This window comes from Allobranchiibius huperziae (assembly GCF_013410455.1).
Classification (GTDB): Bacteria; Actinomycetota; Actinomycetes; order Actinomycetales; family Dermatophilaceae; genus Allobranchiibius; species Allobranchiibius huperziae.
Genome location: NZ_JACCFW010000001.1, coordinates 1,104,844 through 1,121,288, shown reverse-complemented (window position 1 = coordinate 1,121,288; position 16,445 = coordinate 1,104,844). Strand labels below are relative to the sequence as shown.

Here is a 16,445-nt window from a genome sequence, read left to right as displayed (position 1 = left end):
CTGAGCGCATCGCTATTCTCGAGGAGCTAGCGTGCGCGCCATGCTCCAGACGCCGGACGGGGGCGGTCGCCTCGAGCTCTTCGAATACCTGCACCCCGCCGTCATCGAGTCCGCGCCCACGGTGCCGAACGAGATCGGCATGCACCGCGTGGCGTTCTCGGTCGACGACATCGACGACGCCCTGCGGATCGTGGCCAGGCACGGCTACGGCCCGCTTCGGGGCGTCGCGACGTACGAGGGCGTCTACAAGCTCGCCTACGTCCGCGGCCCCAGCGGCATCATCGTGATGCTGGCGCAGGAGCTGCAGCCCAGCTGAGCGCGCGGGAGTGGCGGGGTCAGCTGTCGCAGGCGTCGATCAGGGCGGCGATCACCTGCGCGACGGCCGGAGGCTCGACGGGACGGCCACCGGCAGCGGTGACGTAGAAGGTGTCCAGGCTCTGACCGGCGTACGTCGCGACGTGCGCCGAGCGCACGGCGAGCCCGCACTTGGCGAACGTCATACCGATGTCGCGCAGCAGCCCGGGCCGGTCGGTAGAGCGCACCTCGATCACCGTGGCGTCCGCCGAGCCGCCCGGGATGACCGTGGCGCGGGTCGTCGGGGCATCCGGGACCGGCGTACGACGGCGCCGCTCCAGTGCGCGCAGCGGGCCACGGTCGCCCGCGGCCAGCAGGCCGAGCCCGCGCGAGACGTCCTGCGGGTTGGGCAGATCGCCGCCAGGGCACTCCACCTCCCAGCTGTTCACGGCGATCCCGTCGGCGGTGCGGACCCGTGCGGTCCGCACCACCACACCGGCTGCCGCCAGCAGGCCGACGGTGTCGGCGAACAGGCCCAACCGGTCACGGTCGGCGATCTGGATGGACGCGCCCCGCGGGGTCGGCACGATGTGGACGTACGCGATCCCCATGGCGACGTCGTCGACCGCGTCCGGGCCGAGCAGCGCTGTGGCGTTGGCGGGTTCGGCCGGCACGGTGTGGTGCTCGCCGAGCTGCGCCCGGGTGTCCCGCACCAGGTCGGCGACCAGCCCCGCGCGCCAGGTGGTCCAGGCCTTGGGTCCCGCGGCGACGGCATCGGCCTGGGTGAGCACGGCCAGCTGGTCGAGGATGTCGCGGCGCCCCTCGACGGCGTCGATGAGCGCACGGACCGTCGCCGGGTCCTGGGCGTCACGGCGCGTCGCCAGGTCGACCAGCGTCAGGTGCTCGCGCACCAGGAGCTCGATCACGTCGACGTCGTCTCCGACGAAGCCCATCCGACGCGCGATGTTGGCCGCCACGGGAGCACCCTCCACCGCGTGGTCGTGCACGCCGGCGATCTTGCCGATGTCGTGCAGCAGCGCGACCACGAGCAGCAGGTCCGGCCGGTCGACCTCGGCGCGGGCCTGCGAGGCCTCCACCACGGTCTCGATCAGGTGCCGGTCGACGGTGTGGCGGTGTACGGCGTTGCGCTGCGGGCGGCTGCGTACGGCCCGCCATTCAGGCACCCACAACGCAATCGCACCGGCGAGGTCGAGGCTCTCCCACACCTGGCGCAGACCCGGCCCGGCCGCCAGAAGATCGACGAAGGCGTCCCGGATCTCCGAGGTCCACGGTCGGGTGGGCTCGACCAGGTCGCGCGTCAGGTTGGCCACCGTGGCGGGAGCGAGCGGCAGCCGCCGCCGCGCGGACGCCGCTGCGGCGCGCAGCAGCAGCAACGAATCGCCTCTGGGCGACAGGCCCTGGCCCAGCACGACCTCGCCGTCGTGTTCGTAGAGGCCGTATCCCAAGGGGTGGAGCACCGGCCGACGGGGCCCCACCCGAAGGGTGCGGGCGCGCTGGCTCTGGGCGGCGCGTCGGAAGGTCCCGTCGAGGGCGAAGTTGATCGCTCTCGCGCACTCCACGACCTCGGTGAGCAGCGCGTCCTGGTCCAGGTGACCGAGCAGCGCCGCCACCCCGTCCTGGTCCTCGCGGCTGAGACGGTCCCGGCCGCGGCCGGTGACCACGTGCAACGCGTCACGCACGTCGAGCAGGCGCCCGTACGCGGCGTCCACGTCGCCGTGCGGCCGGTCCGCGAGCCATGCCGCGGTCAGGGACCGCAGGATGGTCATGTCGCGCAGCCCGCCGCGCGCCTCCTTCAGGTCCGGCTCGATCGCCGTGGTCAGGTCGCCGTTGCGCTGGTGGCGCGCCTCGAGGCTCTCGCGCAGCTCGGGCAGGCGCTTGCGGGCGTTGCCGCGCCAGTCGTGCGCGATGCTGGTGCGGATCCCCGACACGACGAGCGGGTCGCCGGCGATCCAGTTCAGGTCGAGCATCCCGACAGCGGCGGACAGGTCCGCCGACGCGACGCTGCGGCACTCCCCCAGGGTCCGCACGCTGTGATCGAGGCGCACCCCGGCGTCCCAGACCGGATACCAGATGCGGTCCGCGAGCGCCGTCACATCCCCTGCGTCCATCGACCGACCGTCGTGCACCAGCACGAGGTCGTAGTCGCTCAACGGGCCGCCGTCCCCGCGGGCCAGGCTCCCGACGGCCGCGAGGGCCACCCCCTGGTCGTGGGTGCCGCGCAACGGCGCGACCGCCTCGTCCCACAGGTCGCCGAGCCAGCTCCGTCCGTACGCCGCGAGCCGGGCGCGCCGCTGCTCACCGGCTCCGGGCCGGGTGAAGTCGCGGGTGCCCGCGAGATCCAGTCGCTTGCCTGTGTGATCCACCGGGATCGTTCCCATGGTCGTCTCCCCTTCGTCGACGTACGGCGTTGCGCGGCAGACGTGTGCGCCCGTACGGACGGGTGGCCGGCGTCCCGTCGACGGACGGGACGCCGGCCAATCTCGTGCGCGGTGCTGCTGCCGGGCGGAGGTCTAGAGCGCGGTGGCGCCCTTCTCCCCGGTACGCACCCGGACCACGTCCTCGACCGGCACGGTCCACACCTTGCCGTCACCGATCCGGCCGGTCTGCGCCGCCTTCACGATCACGTCGACGACGCTCCCGGCGTCCATGTCCTCCACGATGACCTCGACACGCACCTTGGGCACGAAGTCGACGGTGTACTCGGCGCCGCGGTAGACCTCGCTGTGCCCGCGCTGGCGACCGTACCCGCTGGACTCGCTGACCGTCATTCCGGCGATGCCGTAGGCCTCCAAGGCCTCTTTGACCTCGTCCAGCTTGAACGGCTTGATGATGGCGGTGACCAGCTTCATGCCTTCACTTCCTCTTCGTCGTGGTGGCGGGCGTCATGCGGGACAGCGTGCGAGCCGACGCCCATCCGGCCGCTGAACAGGTTGCCCAGGTCGTAGCCGGTCTCGGCGTGCTCGGCGGAGTCGATGCCCGCGTCCTCGTCATCCTCGTGCAACCGGAAGCCCATGGTCTTCTCCAGGGCGAATCCGATGATGTAGGTGACCACGAAGGAGAAGATCATCACGCTGATCGCGGCGGCCGCCTGGACGCCCAGCTGCAGGAAACCTCCCCCGTAGAAGAGACCCTCCTGCATCTTGATTCCGGCCAGACCGGTGGGGCTGTTGACGCTGGCGAGCAGGCCGATCAGCAGGGTGCCGACCAGACCACCGACCAGGTGCACGCCGACCACGTCGAGGCTGTCGTCGAAGCCGAGCTTGAACTTCAGACCGACCGCGAAGGCGCAGATCGAGCCGGCGGCAAGTCCCACGATCAGGGCGCCGACCGGGGTGACCGTGGCGCAGGCCGGGGTGATGGCCACCAGTCCGGCGACGACGCCGGAGGCGGCACCCAGGGAGGTCGGGTGCCCGTCGCGCACCTTCTCCACGATGAGCCAGCCGAGCATCGCCGTGCAGGTCGCGGCGAGCGTGTTGACCCAGACGCCGGCGGCCTGCGTGCCGGCGCCGAGAGCGGACCCGGCGTTGAAACCGAACCAGCCGAACCACAGGATGCCCGCGCCGAGCATCACCAGGGTCAGGTTGTGCGGACGCATCGGGTCCTTGCCGAAGCCGATCCGCTTGCCGAGCACGAGTGCGAGGGCGAGGCCCGCCGCACCGGCATTGATGTGGATCGCAGTGCCACCGGCGAAGTCGTACGCGCCGTGCCCGTGCAGGAATCCACCGCCGTTCGCGATCCAGCCGCCGGTCTTGGCGGCGTACCCGCTGAAGGCGAAGACCCAGTGCGCTGCCGGGAAGTAGACGAGCGTGGCCCACAGGACGGTGAACACGGTCCAGGTGGTGAACTTCGCGCGGTCGGCGATGGCGCCGGAGATCAGGGCCACCGCGATGATCGCGAAGACCACCTGGAACGCCACGAACGCCGACCCGGGGATACCGCCGGCGGCGGGGTTGCCCCCGGACGCGGGGGTATATCCATAGATCGCGCTGAGGACGCCGTGCAGTCCGAACTCCTTGAAGGGATTGCCGAGCAGGCCCTTGTCGCCCAGGTCGGGTCCGAAGGCCTCGCTGTAGCCCCAGAGCACCCACACGGTGCCGACCGTGCCCATGCTGATGAAGCTCATCATCATCATGTTGAGGACGCTCTTGGTGCGGACCATGCCGCCGTAGAAGAACGCCAGTCCGGGGGTCATGAACAGCACGAGGGCGGCCGCGGCCAGCACCCACGCGGTGTTCCCGCTGTCGATGAACGGCTTATCGGCCGTCGCCAGTGATGAGAGGGTCGTCATGGGCCATCACTGTCCGGGAGCGGCGTTTCACCCGGACGCACAACGTGTTACGGGAGTGTTGCGACTCGGGGCGCGGTGTTAAAGAACCGTTGCGCGAGACAGCCGTCTCGATGCTCGAGACGGGACGTGGGCCGCGGGGGTGGTGTCAGGGCGTGATGCCGCTCTGCTGCAGGACGGACGCGAACTCCGGGTTCGGGGAGTCGCCGCTGACCCGGCACTCGAACGCGAACGGGGTGACGTGTCGCGAGACCCGTTCGCAGCGCATCGTCAGGTAGTCGCCGGACACGATGTGCCGGTGCGAGGAGTTGGCGACCAGGGCGTAGTTCTGGTCGCCCATCGACGCCACGGTGTAGGTGGCGGTCTCCCGCCCCGTGTCGACGCGGACCTTCCGGGTGAAGTAGACCGTCCCGTGCGCGAGACGCCACTGGTGGTAGGCCGGGTCCGGCGGCCACAGCGGGCCCCAGCACGCGACGGCGATGATCGCGGTGACGACTGCCAGCGCGATGCCGGGGTGGCGGCGAAACGCACGCTGCACCGCCGTACGCCCGCCCGGCTGCGGCTTCCAGGCCCCGGTACGTCGGCGGTGCAGGATGCGGGCCAGCAGCGCGCACCACGCGAGGCTCACCACGATCGAGATGGACAGCCCGATCAGGAACGACCATGCCCACGGGCCCGATGACGCGATACGAGCCGGTCCGAGCACGCCGCACACGCTAACCCAGGTCGGAATGGGCAGCTCGACCATCACGATGCTGCGACGGCTTGACCTTGACGCAGCGTCAGGGTTGCACAGTGCTCGCATGACCACGAGAACAGCGATCGAGATCGCGGGGCTGACCAAGTCCTACAACGACCATGACGTGCTCCGGGGCGTCGATCTGAGCGTCCCGGTAGGGACCGTCTTCGCCCTGCTCGGCTCCAATGGAGCAGGCAAGACAACCACCGTGCGGATCCTGTCGACGCTGCTCAAGGCCGACGAGGGTGCTGTCACCGTCAACGGGTACGACGTCCGCGCCGAGGCGGCCGACGTACGCCGATCCATCAGCCTCACAGGGCAGTTCGCTGCGGTGGACGAGATCCTGACCGGCCGGGAGAATCTCGTCCTGATCGCCCGGCTGCGCCGGATGAAGGACCCACGGGCCGTCGCCGACGACCTGCTGGAACGGTTCGGCCTCACGGACGCCGCCACTCGGCGCGTGTCGACCTACTCCGGCGGGATGCGCCGCCGCCTGGACATCGCTATGAGCCTCATCGGCGACCCGCAGGTGCTCTTCCTGGACGAGCCGACCACGGGCCTGGACCCGCAGGCGAGGCTCGACGTCTGGGCGATCGTGCGCGAACTCGCCGGCCAGGGCACCACGGTGCTGCTCACCACCCAGTACCTCGACGAGGCCGAGCACCTCGCCGATCGGATCGCCATCCTGCACGAGGGCCGGATCATCGCGAACGGCACGCTCGCGGAGCTCAAGACGCTGCTGCCACCGGCCGAGGTCGAATACGTCGAGAAGCAACCGACCCTCGAGGAGATCTTCCTGTCCATCGTCGGCCACCGGGACGACGCGTCCGTGAGGAGCCAGTCATGAACACGACTTCGTTCGCCAACACCGTTGCTTTGCTGGGCCGTTCGCTGCGTCACATGCTGCGCAGCCCCGACACGGTCATCACCACCGCGATCACCCCGATCGCCATGCTGCTGCTCTTCGTCTACGTCTTCGGCGGGGCGATCCACACCGGCGGCAGCTATGTGGACTACCTCCTGCCGGGGATCCTGCTCATCACCATCGCGTCGGGCGTCGCGTACACCGCACTGCGGGTGTTCACCGACGTGTCGAGCGGCATCGCCGAACGGATCCAGTCGATGCCGGTGGGTCGATCCGCGATGCTCTGGGCGCATGTGCTCACCTCGCTGGTCGCCAACGCGATCTCCGTGGTGCTCGTGGTCCTGGTCGCGATCGCGATGGGTTTCCGCTCCGGCGCGGGCCTCGGCGCATGGCTCGCCGTCACCGGCATCCTGGTGCTCTTCACGCTCGCCCTGACCTGGCTCGCGGTCATCCCCGGCCTCACGGCGAAGTCCGTCGACGGCGCGAGCGCGTTCTCCTACCCGCTCATCTTCCTGCCGTTCGTCAGCTCCGCGTTCGTGCCGACCTCCGGGATGCCACGCCCGGTACGGTGGTTCGCCGAACATCAGCCGGTCACCTCGATCGTGAACACCATCCGTCACCTGTACGCCGAGCAGCCGGTCGGCCACGACGTCTGGATCGCGCTCGCCTGGTGCAGCGGCCTTCTGCTCCTCGCGGTCGTCCTGGCGACGCGCACCTACCGCAGCAGGGTCACCTGACCGGTCGGACGCACATGAGGAGAAGGGTCATGCTGACGATCGGCGAGCTCGCGGCGTACGCCGGTGTGACGGTGCGGGCGGTGCGGCACTACCACGCGACGGGGCTGCTCGCCGAGCCCGAGCGGGACGCGTCCGGATACCGGCGCTACGACGCGGGCGCGGTGGTCGAGCTCATCAGGATCCGTACGCTCGCCGACGCCGGCGTCCCGCTCGCGAGGGTGCGCGAGCTGCTCTCGGCCGATGACGAGGCGTTCGCCGCGGCGGTGGCGGACGTCGGCCGCCGCCTGCGGGCCGAGATCCGCGACCGGCAGCGTCACCTGCGGCGGATCGCCCAGCTCGCCGCGGGCGACAGCCTCGCGCTCCCGGCCGAGGCGGTCGCCTACCTCGAGAGACTGCACGAGCTGGGCTTCGCCGAGCGGTTCGTGGCCGGCGAGCGCGACGCCTGGATCCTCGTCGCCGCGCAACTGCCGGAACAGATGCCGTTCTACATGGCCATGAAGAACCAGCAGCTCGACGATCCGGCCACCCTCGAGCTCTACCGCGACATGGCGGCGACCATCGACTGGGACGCGACCGACCCCCGCCTCCCGGCGATCGCGGACCAACTCGTCGCCGCGCTGGAGGGCTGGTACGACGCGTCCGACGGTGCGGAGAGCACCTCCGGCAGAGTGCCGCGTGACCTGGCGGCCCTGCTTGACTCCGTCTTCCTGGACGCGGTCCCCGCCGCGCGAACGCTGCTCGCGTTGCTACAGGCTCGCGGCTGGACCGGCTGGACCAACCTGGAGCGCATCGCCCGCTGAGTGCTCGGCGTACGGACGTCCTCGGCGCGGCGAGCCCCGATCAGCGGCCGGCGAGTTCGGCGACAAGTGGTGCGAACGTGTCCGCGACGTCGGCTCCGAAGGCGATGTAGGAGACGCCGAGCTCCTCGCGCCGCCGACGCAGCTCATCGGCCGCGGCGGCGGGATCGAGCGGCAGGCAGGAGAGCGAGTCGGTCTCCCGCAGCGATCCGGTGTCGATGTCCGGGGGCGCCATGAACGGCGACACGCTGTCGCCGACCACCGGGACGTGCATCGAGAGCTCGACCTTGCGCGTGCTGTCGAAGCTGCGGATTCGTTCTTCGACCGAGGCTCGCGATTCGGTCGGCGTCATGGCGAAGGTCACCGTGTCGGCGATCTCGGCTGCCAGAGCGCGGGCCTTCGGCCCGGTCACCGCCGTCACGACCGGCGTGTGTGCGTCCGCACCGTCCAGCTCGCGCAGCGCGGCGACCGTCTCGCGAATCTGCTGCAGACGTTCACCGGGCGACGGCACGTGCAGGTCGCGCTCGCGCAGCTCCTCCTCGATGCCCGGTCGTCCTGCGCCGATGCCCATCTCGAAGCGGCCCGCGGTGAGCAGGGTCAGCGAGTGGGCTTCCCACGCTGTCAGCCACGGCCGACGCAGCGGGGCGGCGTACACCCAGGTGCCCACCCGCACGTCGGCGACGGTCGCAGCGACCGCGAGCGCGGCCGCCGGGGCGGGTTGCAGGCGTGGGAAGTCGGGCATCAGCACTGTCGAGTAGCCCTGGCCGGCGATGCGGCGGACCGTCTCGGTCCAGCCCGCGACGTCGGGCCCGAACGGCGTCACGACGCCGAAGCGGAACGGGCTCACTTCAGGATGCCGGTCGGTCATCTGCCTCTCCCTCCATGCAACCCACCCCACCGATCGGGGTCTCGTGACCGTCACACACCCGTCGACTCGCGTCAACGGCGGCGTCAGCGGCTACGCCCGAAGTGGCTGGACGCGCTGTGGTCACGACGAGGTGGCGGCCCACCGGGTGAGTTCGTCGTCCAGCTCCTCGTACTTGTCGTCGAACCATGACCCGCGCTGGCTCGATGAGACGGCCGCGAGGCCGGCGAACCCCACGCCGCCGAAGATGCCGATCAGGAGCGGCGCGAGACCCACCCGGTCCCCGTGCGCCAGCGTCACGATCCCGAAGACGGCGATGAGGACCATCCAGACCGTCAGGCCCCACCACAGGCGCGGCAGGTTGGCCTCCATCCACGCCTCCCGCACCGTGCCCCGGATATACGGCTGCCGGCTGCCCGTGTCCACGCGTCCGTGGAAGTGCGGCGGCGAGGAGCGCGAACCGGTGGGCACCCAGGCATGGACGAGGTCGCCGACGACCCGCACCTGCAGGCCCGTCTGGAAGATGCTGCCGGTGTTGGCCAAGCCTGCGATTCGGAGCGCGCTCACCGGCACCGACAAGTCTTGTTGCTTACGGGACACCCGCGACACCATGACAGATCCCGCTGCTTAGCGGGCCCCTTTTCCCGGCCGGTGATGCGTGCCGAGACCCCAGCACGACGTGCCCGGGGTCGCCCTCGGACACCTTCACAAAGCTGCCCCACCGGCGGCATGATCACCACACCACCCGTGTCCGGAGAACCGGGTCCGGCTCCAGGCGGGCTTCGTCCCGGTGGACTGTCGCGGGACAGATCGGAGGAGTTGATGTCGGCGGTGGACCACGGGCGCGGGTCTCCTGACCCGGCGGCCATCTTCACCGTTCAGGAGTTGGCCGACTTCCTTGATGGTGCCCGTCGTGGAGCTGGTCTGAGCCTGGAGGGACTATCGCGTAGAGCCGGGATCCCCCGTTCGACTCTGCACACCTATGTGCGCGGCCGATCGTTGCCACCGGCGGAGCAGTTCGACCGGATCTTGGCGGCGGTGGGGTTGCCCTCCAATCGATGGCGGATGTTGGCCGAGGCGCGTGATCGGGTGGAGATGATGTGGCGCGGCACGCATTCGCGCGCACCCTCAGCTGCCACCACGCGCCTGGCAGGAGATATCGCGGTGTGGCGCTCGGGTCTGCAGGAGGCGCTCAGCACCAGTCGCGAACAGGTCCAGGTGGTGATGCACTCCGAGCGGGTGCATGTGGACGCGCACCGGTCCATCTTTCGCATCGACATCGTTCAAAGCGTGGTGGCGAAGACGGACGACGCGCGCTTCCTTCTCCGGATCGTGCCCCCTTCGCCTCATTTGGATCTGGCACAGCTGCGGTTGATCCCTGGGCCCGGATGCGGCACCACCGGCCCAGCGCCCGTCGTGTGCAACGACGTAGCGGCATTCCCGATCGGGTTCGATCAACGGCTTCGCGCCGGTCAGACCCACCACATCGAGTACGCGGTGGACTACAGGTCAGCGCTCGGTGAACCGGGTACACCCACCTGGGAGGCGGCGGTCGAGACCGGGTGCCTGCTCGACGCAGCAGGTCCCCCACTGGAACTGCGGGTGCAGTTCGACGAACGGGTCTTACCGGTGCACGTCCGACAGATCTACCTGACGCACCCCGACAGCCCAGAGAACCGGGTGCGCGAGCTCGACCTGGACCTGCACCACGGAGCGCACATGTTCGTCGCCAGTCCAACGGCCGGATGCCACGGGATCCGGTGGGAGTGGCCACGCCGCTAGCCGTCCAGGGTTGTCCAGATTGACCCTGCCGTCATCCCTACCGGGTGTTTCCTGTCGGCATCGACGTACGTCGATCCCAGCCCGAGTTCGATGAGATGAGAGACATGACGAAGAAACGTGTCGTTGCCTGCTGCGTGAGCGCCGTCGCGGCGGTTACCGGTATCGGCCTGTGGCAGAGCCCCGTTGCATCGGCCGCGGCAGCACCCTCGGCCACCTACGTCTCACCGGGCGCCTATAACGGAACAACCATCGGCGCCAGCGTGGTGGCGAACATCCAGTCCTCCAGCAACCGTCAGTGCAATACCGGGTACTGGTGCGCCTACATCGCCCGGTCTTCGGGCGGGTTCTACAAGTTGGCGTTCCCCTACTGCGGAGTGGTCAACCTCGACAACTGGGTCGACTCCTCCGGCTATGGCAGCTACGAGAACGACAACCAGACCGGCGGGGTAGTCACCCATCTGTACTCCGGTTACGGGGGCAGCGGTTCGACGCTGGCGAGCTACACCCGGTCCGGTACCGGTCAGACCATCCACCCGGTGCTCTCCGGTCGTGGATACGAACCGGTGAACTCCATCAGGGTCTGCTGACTCGTTCCGCCTCGAAGGTTCGCTCCGCTGTTCGCTTCTACCGCAAAGGAATCATCGTGAGATTACGTGTGCTGTCTGCTGCCTCTGCTGCGGTGGCGTCCGGGTGCCTGGTCTTCGCTTCCACCGCATCGGTGTCGCCAGCCTCAGCCGCACCCGCTGGTGGAACGTATGCCCACTGCCCCTACGGGTACGCCTGCCTTTACCAGAAAGGTGACACCGACGGATCCAGCACTCCGACCACGTACTACCACTACGGGGCACACAACCTGTCCAACGTCACCGGCAACCGGATCTTCTTCAACAACCAGTCCGGCGGAGCTGTCGCATACCTGTGCACCGGCTACAACGGGACCGGGAGCTGCTTCTTGGTCAAGGCATACACATACGTGAACCCGTACAACTTCACTCCCGTCAATTCCATCTACCTCTCAGCCAAGGCCACTAAGTAGCCGCGCAGGTCATGGCCCGCACATTGCGCCACGACCGACATCCCACCCTGTGCCACCCTCCCTAAGGATTGGTCTTATGAAATACCAGTTGATGACTGCCGCCACCGCGGTGGCGATCACCGCAGTGATTGCTTCGTCCACACCCGCTCTCGCGTCGCTGCCCGGCCCCGGAGGCGGCGGTTGCTCCCTGAAGGAGTCCGGCGGGCCGGGCAACATCAGCTTCACGGCCCACATCACCGACAGCTGCGCGTACCCAGCCCGTTCCTGGGTCGATGTTTCGAACATTCCCGGAGACGAAAGCACCAAGTACGGCAACACGCTGCACGCAAGCGGCAGCAGCAAGGTCAGCTGGAGCATCCTGGACAGTCTCGACGTGTGGGGTTGGGAGTACTACGTCGGCGGCCATTGGTACAAGAAGACTCTCGGCCACGGCTGAGCCAGCGCCAGGCACTCCTGGCTCTTCTGCAGTACTCATCACGCGGCGCGCCGCTCAACCGTTGAGAACACTCCGTGCTCGGCGGTCGCTGCGAACGCGAACGGCCTGGATGAACCCACCCACGGCCGCAAGACATGATTCGGCGGCAATGACGAGACGCCAGCGTTCGCCCACACCGAGAACGCACAACATCACACCCACCACGGCCAAAGAGACGGCGGCCAGGATGAGCACGACGGCGGCGACGAGGGTGCGTCGTTCGCGGCCTCGTGCAGCGCGCGGGGCGCGATCCATTCTGGGATACCTCATCGACGAAGTGGCCTGCGCGCTCGACCCCGACCCCCGTATTCGGGAAAGGGAGCGTCCCGGGCCGGCCGGGAACGCGTCGCGAACCAGAGGTTACCTTTGCGTAACCATCTCTGCGCACACGCCACGCGCGCGGGCGAGGTTCTCCCGCGATCAGCGGACGCCGCGCGGTGCACGACCCGTCAGGATCGAGATCGTCGACAGCTCGTGCTCCTCTACTCCCGCCAGGAGTTCTCGCGATGTCGTCGCCGACTCGGCGTCGTGGACGGCTGGTCCATCGCCTGGTCCAGCCACTGCATGGCGAACGGCAATCCACCCATGACCAACAAGATCCCGATGATGGCCTCGATGTCCTCAGGCACGCCCATGTCCATACGACTCCTCGCCGGTTGTGGACGTGCCGCAGGGGCCCGGCCGGGCCCGTGCTGAGTAACTCTGTCGTGGCACCGTCCTCACTACGAGTTCAACGGTGCCAGGACATCCGACCGGCCGCACCGCCCCTAGGGGGGTAACCGCACCGCGCCGATCGTCGCCTCACCAGCCGATCAGCCGTCGCCGTCGTCCAACGGATCCTGCTGGCGACCCTCTTCCTCACTGTGCACCGTGATGGCCGCGTTGATCAGAGCCAGGTGCGACAACGCCTGCGGCAGGTTGCCACCGAAGGCCCCGGTGCGGGCATCGATCATCTCCGAGAGCAGGCCGACGTCGTTCAGGCTGCCGACCAGCTCCTCCATCAGGTCGCGCGCCTCGTCGACGCGTCCCACCAGCGCCAGCGCCGAGACCCTCCAGAACGAGCATGCCGTGAAGGTGAGCTCCTCCTCGGCGGCGCCGGTGAACCGATAGAGGTAGGGCCCGTCACTCAGGTGCTTCTCCAGCACGTCGAGAGTGCGTGACATCCGCTCGCCGCGGTCGAATCCGCTGATCGCGTGCAGCAGGATCGAGGCGTCGAGGGTGCCGCTGCCGGGATACCACTCGTACGCGCCGAGCTCCTCGTTCCAGCAGTGCTGCTCCACCCACTCCCCGATCGCGTCGGCCTCGTGGCGCCACCGGTCGACGCTGCCGGGGATCTGACCGATGTCGGCCATGTGCGCCGCGTGCTCGAGCGCCTGCCAGCAACCGAGTTTGGAGGTCGTGTAGTGCCGTTCCTCCGGCAGCTCCCACATGCCGGAATCGGGGCTGCGCCACTGGTCGCACGCGAGATCGGCGACCGTGGTCAGCAGCCGGCCGGTGCCCTCGTCCAGCACGTTCCCGTTGTCGACGTAGAGCTGCACGATGCTGAAGATGTCGCCGTAGATGCCGAGCTGCAACTGAGTCTCGGCCTGGTTGCCGGACCGCACCGGCCCCACGCCGCGCCAACCGGGGACGTCGTAGGTGTGCAGCTCATCCTGGTGCTGGGCGCCGTCCAGTCGCTGCAGCACCTGCGGCTGTGACCCCTGCTCGCGCAGAATCCGCAGCATCCAGCTGATGGCACCGTGGGTCTCCTCGCGCACGCCGAAGCGGAAGAGCGCCGTCAGCGAGAACGCCGTATCGCGCACCCAGGAGTAGCGGTAGTCCCAGTTCTTGTCCTTCGTCAGCGACTCCGGCAGCGACGTGGTCGCGGCCGCAGCGAGCGCGCCCGTCGGCGCGAAGATCAGCTGTTTGAGCATCAGGGCGCTGCGCTGCACCTCCTCCTGCCACGGGCCGTCCCACCCGAACGCATCGCTCCACGTGCGCCAGTTCGCGATCGTGCGGTCCACGCCGTCGTCGATGTCCTGCGGGGTGGGCAGGTAGAGCGGTTCGCTGTCGGTGCTGGTCAGGCCGAGCAGGTGCCGCGAGCCGGGACTCGTGCGGTAGTCCACCGCGATCGAGCTCGTGGTCACCTCCACCGACTCCTCCGCGAGCGTGCGCACCGCCATGGTCAGCCCATCGAGCCGCAGCACCTTGCCGTGCACCGAGTCGTAGACCCAGGGCGAGGCCGTGTTGAGGCAGGTGCCGGGCACGACGTGCGCCCGCAACAGCACACTGCCCTCCAAGCCATCGATCCTGCGCCCGAGCTCGCACCAGGGCAGCCGGCCGGCGAGCCCGGTGTTGAGCGAGTCGGTCACCCGGGCGCGACCGCTCGCGGTGGTGTAGGTCGTCTCCAACACGTTGGTGCCCGGCACGTAGCGGCGTTCGATGGTGGCGGGCTCCACAGGCGCCAAGGCGATCCGCCCGCCGTTCTCGGCATCGAGCAGCGCGGCGAAGGGCGGCGCCGAGTCCAGATTGGGCAGCGGCAGCCAGTCGATACAGCCGTCGCGGGCGATGAGCGCGATCGTGCGGCCGTCGCCGATCGAGGCGTAGTCGCGCAGATCGGCGTACCCGGCGTCATCACGCCCGTCGAGCGGTCCGGGCACGGGGTCGCCCCCGTGCCAGACCGCCTGAACCCCACCGTTCATCCAATGGGGAGCGGTCACGGTGTGGGCATGCCGCCGTTGACGTGCAGGGTCTCCCCCGACACGAAGCTGGACTCTGCGGAGGCCAGGTACACGAAGGCGGGCGCGAGGTCCGCCGGCTGACCCGCCCGACCGAGCGGCGTCGACTGGCCGAACTCCGGCAGCTCCTCCTGCGGTTGACCGCCCGCAGTCTGCAGCGGCGTCCAGACCGGGCCGGGCGCCACGACGTTCACACGGATCCCCTTCGGTCCCACCTGCTGGGCCAAGCCCTTGCAGAATGTGTTGATCGCAGCCTTCGTGGTGGCGTAGTCGAGCAGGTTCGGCGAGGGCTGATAGGCCTGGATCGACGAGGTGCCGATGATCGCCGAGCCAGGCTGCAGGTGGGGCAGGGCCGCCTTCACGATCCAGAACAGCGCATAGACGTTGGTCTTGAAGGTGTCGTCGAACTGCTCGTAGCTGAGGTCGGCCAGGTCCTCGACATGCTGCTGGCGGCCACCGTTGGACACCACGATGTCGATCCCACCCAGCTCCCGGACGGTGGTCTCCACCAGTGAGGTGCAGTAGCGCTCGTCGGTCAGGTCACCGGGAGCGAGTACCGCCTTGCGACCGGCCTGCTCCACCAGAGACTTGATGCGCTGAGCATCCTTCTCTTCCTCGGGAAGGTAGGAGATGACGACGTCCGCACCCTCGCGGGCGAATGCGATGACCGTCGCTGCGCCGATGCCCGAGTCACCCCCGGTGACCAGGGCCTTGCGGTCCCGCAGCCGACCGCTGCCGCGGTAGGTCTCCTCACCGAGGTCAGCCGGGTTGTCCAGGTCGGCATCGAGACCCGGACCGTCCTGATACTGCGCGGTCGTATCGATGTCGGCATACATCTTGGTCGGGTCGGTCACGGTGTATTGATCAGCCATACATCTCAGTATGTACACCCGACCGCCGATTCGTGGTCGCGCCCGGGGCGCGCGCATGCGTCGACCCGTATCGCTCTGCGAGATCGGCCGGGGCAGATTCCTCAGATCTCAAGGTGGCGCGCGTACATTCTCGATCCATTGCACGGGAAAACCATTGAATTCTCGGGGGTTTCGAGTGACCGGACACGCCACGAGCTGCACTACACCGCGGCCCGAATCGATCTGCAATCAAGCAGATTTCGTCCTCGCACTGGACCACTTGCGACGCCGCGCCGCAGCAGGGGCATCGCGGCAGCGCATCGGTCTGGACAGCCTCGTCCGGACGACCGGCATCCCCCGGTCCTCTCTGCACGGCTATCTCGCCGGGACGTCGTTGCCGCCGGCGGACCGGCTCGACACCCTCGTCCTGGCCCTCGGCGCCACCCCGCGGGAGGCGCACGAATGGGCGCTCGCGCTCGACCGCCTCTTCGACGGCGTCCTGACCCGTCGCATCCGCGCGGACGAGGATCTGCAGCTGCCCACGGAGAACGCCCGGGTCCGCAGCCGGCGTGCGAGAGGACTGCACACCGTTCCGGTGCTGCTGCCAGAGCGTCACCGAGCGGACAGCGGTACCGGTCCCGTCGTCGTCCAAGCCTGCGTGTGCTGCACGTGGGCAGGCACCCACACGTACGCCGAACCGAACGCCCGCTCGTGCCGCACCGGCTTCCTGCACGCCGGCAACAACTGGTTCCTCGGGCAGACGCACGGGAGTGCGGATGCAGGCGACTCGGGCGCGCCGGTGGCTCAGATATGGCTCTACACCCAGGCCGACATCGCCTACGACTCCGACGGCGGCTGGGGATGGGTGCCGGCCAATGTCGTGGCGAACGCCGCATCGCACGCGCCGCTCCCAGGGCTCCCCTATCTCGAACGTCCGAGAATGTCCGACGCGTCCATCCGGTAGCCGACCGCTGCTGATGT

18 protein-coding genes and 1 pseudogene are annotated in these 16,445 nt (G+C 68.9%); 9 read left to right on the top strand and 10 right to left on the bottom strand.

Features of this window, described 5'->3' with window-relative positions:
• Positions 1-37 precede the first annotated feature (37 nt).
• Positions 38-316, top strand: a pseudogene (locus HNR15_RS05350) (VOC family protein); the annotation flags it as partial.
• 19 nt (positions 317-335) lie between these two features.
• On the opposite strand, the gene HNR15_RS05345 reads toward HNR15_RS05350, so the two are convergent.
• From HNR15_RS05345 to HNR15_RS05330, 4 genes are all read right to left on the bottom strand, one after another.
• Positions 336-2,693: a [protein-PII] uridylyltransferase gene (locus tag HNR15_RS05345; protein ID WP_179479745.1), complete on the bottom strand. Its 2,358-nt coding sequence runs from the start codon at positions 2,691-2,693 to the stop codon at positions 336-338.
• A 132-nt stretch (positions 2,694-2,825) separates the two neighbouring features.
• On the bottom strand, positions 2,826-3,164 hold the full coding sequence (locus tag HNR15_RS05340) for a P-II family nitrogen regulator (RefSeq protein WP_179479744.1): 339 nt from the start codon (positions 3,162-3,164) through the stop codon (positions 2,826-2,828).
• Positions 3,161-4,603: an ammonium transporter gene (locus tag HNR15_RS05335; protein WP_179479743.1), complete on the bottom strand. Its 1,443-nt coding sequence runs from the start codon at positions 4,601-4,603 to the stop codon at positions 3,161-3,163. The genes HNR15_RS05340 and HNR15_RS05335 overlap by 4 nt, the downstream gene beginning before the upstream one ends.
• A gap of 145 nt (positions 4,604-4,748) precedes the next feature.
• Complete coding sequence (locus HNR15_RS05330) at positions 4,749-5,306, bottom strand: hypothetical protein (protein ID WP_179479742.1); 558 nt, start codon at positions 5,304-5,306, stop codon at positions 4,749-4,751.
• Between the two features lie 97 nt (positions 5,307-5,403).
• On the opposite strand from HNR15_RS05330, the gene HNR15_RS05325 reads away from it, so the two are divergent.
• From HNR15_RS05325 to HNR15_RS05315, 3 genes are read left to right on the top strand one after another with little or no spacing between them, the layout of a single operon-like run.
• Positions 5,404-6,186: an ABC transporter ATP-binding protein gene (locus HNR15_RS05325; protein WP_179479741.1), complete on the top strand. Its 783-nt coding sequence runs from the start codon at positions 5,404-5,406 to the stop codon at positions 6,184-6,186.
• A complete protein-coding gene (locus HNR15_RS05320) occupies positions 6,183-6,941 on the top strand; it encodes an ABC transporter permease (protein ID WP_179479740.1) in 759 nt (252 codons plus the stop codon). Before HNR15_RS05325 ends, HNR15_RS05320 begins: the two co-directional genes overlap by 4 nt.
• 29 nt (positions 6,942-6,970) lie before the next feature.
• Positions 6,971-7,741: a MerR family transcriptional regulator gene (locus tag HNR15_RS05315; protein WP_179479738.1), complete on the top strand. Its 771-nt coding sequence runs from the start codon at positions 6,971-6,973 to the stop codon at positions 7,739-7,741.
• A gap of 40 nt (positions 7,742-7,781) precedes the next feature.
• Here the strand turns inward: HNR15_RS05315 and HNR15_RS05310 are convergent, their stop codons facing one another.
• On the bottom strand, positions 7,782-8,606 hold the full coding sequence (locus HNR15_RS05310) for an LLM class flavin-dependent oxidoreductase (protein ID WP_179479736.1): 825 nt from the start codon (positions 8,604-8,606) through the stop codon (positions 7,782-7,784).
• Positions 8,607-8,726: 120 nt separating this feature from the next.
• Positions 8,727-9,170 (bottom strand): hypothetical protein, encoded by a 444-nt coding sequence (locus HNR15_RS05305; RefSeq protein WP_179479734.1) that lies wholly within the window; start codon positions 9,168-9,170, stop codon positions 8,727-8,729.
• Between the two features lie 255 nt (positions 9,171-9,425).
• On the opposite strand from HNR15_RS05305, the gene HNR15_RS05300 reads away from it, so the two are divergent.
• The 4 genes from HNR15_RS05300 to HNR15_RS05285 all read left to right on the top strand — a co-directional run bounded on the left by HNR15_RS05300 (position 9,426) and on the right by HNR15_RS05285 (position 11,857).
• Entirely contained in the window at positions 9,426-10,385 is a 960-nt protein-coding gene (locus HNR15_RS05300) for a helix-turn-helix domain-containing protein (RefSeq protein WP_179479732.1), read from the top strand.
• A 104-nt stretch (positions 10,386-10,489) separates the two neighbouring features.
• On the top strand, positions 10,490-10,972 hold the full coding sequence (locus HNR15_RS05295; RefSeq protein WP_179479730.1) for a hypothetical protein: 483 nt from the start codon (positions 10,490-10,492) through the stop codon (positions 10,970-10,972).
• A 56-nt stretch (positions 10,973-11,028) separates the two neighbouring features.
• On the top strand, positions 11,029-11,421 hold the full coding sequence (locus HNR15_RS05290) for a hypothetical protein (protein ID WP_179479728.1): 393 nt from the start codon (positions 11,029-11,031) through the stop codon (positions 11,419-11,421).
• 76 nt (positions 11,422-11,497) lie between these two features.
• On the top strand, positions 11,498-11,857 hold the full coding sequence (locus HNR15_RS05285; protein WP_179479726.1) for a hypothetical protein: 360 nt from the start codon (positions 11,498-11,500) through the stop codon (positions 11,855-11,857).
• A 54-nt stretch (positions 11,858-11,911) separates the two neighbouring features.
• On the opposite strand, the gene HNR15_RS05280 is transcribed toward HNR15_RS05285, so the two are convergent.
• From HNR15_RS05280 to HNR15_RS05265, 4 genes are all read right to left on the bottom strand, one after another.
• A complete protein-coding gene (locus tag HNR15_RS05280) occupies positions 11,912-12,151 on the bottom strand; it encodes a hypothetical protein (protein ID WP_179479724.1) in 240 nt (79 codons plus the stop codon).
• Between the two features lie 227 nt (positions 12,152-12,378).
• A complete protein-coding gene (locus tag HNR15_RS05275) occupies positions 12,379-12,525 on the bottom strand; it encodes a hypothetical protein (protein ID WP_179479723.1) in 147 nt (48 codons plus the stop codon).
• 183 nt (positions 12,526-12,708) lie between these two features.
• The gene (locus tag HNR15_RS05270) at positions 12,709-14,577 is read right to left on the bottom strand and encodes a glycoside hydrolase family 15 protein (RefSeq protein WP_179483600.1); all 1,869 of its coding nucleotides are present in this window, start codon (positions 14,575-14,577) and stop codon (positions 12,709-12,711) included.
• Between the two features lie 14 nt (positions 14,578-14,591).
• Positions 14,592-15,485, bottom strand: a complete 894-nt coding sequence (locus tag HNR15_RS05265) for an SDR family oxidoreductase (RefSeq protein WP_179479722.1) — start codon at positions 15,483-15,485, stop codon at positions 14,592-14,594.
• 259 nt (positions 15,486-15,744) lie between these two features.
• Between HNR15_RS05265 and HNR15_RS05260 the strand changes: the two genes are divergently transcribed.
• Positions 15,745-16,428, top strand: coding sequence for a hypothetical protein (locus HNR15_RS05260; protein ID WP_179479721.1), 684 nt, complete (start codon positions 15,745-15,747; stop codon positions 16,426-16,428).
• The last annotated feature ends 17 nt before the right edge of the window (positions 16,429-16,445 follow it).

What these genes read in the sequence shown, in the direction of transcription:
- HNR15_RS05265 (WP_179479722.1), bottom strand. Translation starts at nt 15,485, where the DNA reads ATGGCTGATCAATACACCGTGACCGACCCGACCAAGATGTATGCCGAC.
- HNR15_RS05310 (WP_179479736.1), bottom strand. Translation starts at nt 8,606, where the DNA reads ATGACCGACCGGCATCCTGAAGTGAGCCCGTTCCGCTTCGGCGTCGTG.
- HNR15_RS05320 (WP_179479740.1), top strand. Translation starts at nt 6,183, where the DNA reads ATGAACACGACTTCGTTCGCCAACACCGTTGCTTTGCTGGGCCGTTCG.
- HNR15_RS05345 (WP_179479745.1), bottom strand. Translation starts at nt 2,693, where the DNA reads ATGGGAACGATCCCGGTGGATCACACAGGCAAGCGACTGGATCTCGCG.
- HNR15_RS05335 (WP_179479743.1), bottom strand. Translation starts at nt 4,603, where the DNA reads ATGACGACCCTCTCATCACTGGCGACGGCCGATAAGCCGTTCATCGAC.
- HNR15_RS05295 (WP_179479730.1), top strand. Translation starts at nt 10,490, where the DNA reads ATGACGAAGAAACGTGTCGTTGCCTGCTGCGTGAGCGCCGTCGCGGCG.
- HNR15_RS05285 (WP_179479726.1), top strand. Translation starts at nt 11,498, where the DNA reads ATGAAATACCAGTTGATGACTGCCGCCACCGCGGTGGCGATCACCGCA.
- HNR15_RS05300 (WP_179479732.1), top strand. Translation starts at nt 9,426, where the DNA reads ATGTCGGCGGTGGACCACGGGCGCGGGTCTCCTGACCCGGCGGCCATC.
- HNR15_RS05325 (WP_179479741.1), top strand. Translation starts at nt 5,404, where the DNA reads ATGACCACGAGAACAGCGATCGAGATCGCGGGGCTGACCAAGTCCTAC.
- HNR15_RS05340 (WP_179479744.1), bottom strand. Translation starts at nt 3,164, where the DNA reads ATGAAGCTGGTCACCGCCATCATCAAGCCGTTCAAGCTGGACGAGGTC.
- HNR15_RS05315 (WP_179479738.1), top strand. Translation starts at nt 6,971, where the DNA reads ATGCTGACGATCGGCGAGCTCGCGGCGTACGCCGGTGTGACGGTGCGG.
- HNR15_RS05280 (WP_179479724.1), bottom strand. Translation starts at nt 12,151, where the DNA reads ATGGATCGCGCCCCGCGCGCTGCACGAGGCCGCGAACGACGCACCCTC.
- HNR15_RS05270 (WP_179483600.1), bottom strand. Translation starts at nt 14,577, where the DNA reads ATGAACGGTGGGGTTCAGGCGGTCTGGCACGGGGGCGACCCCGTGCCC.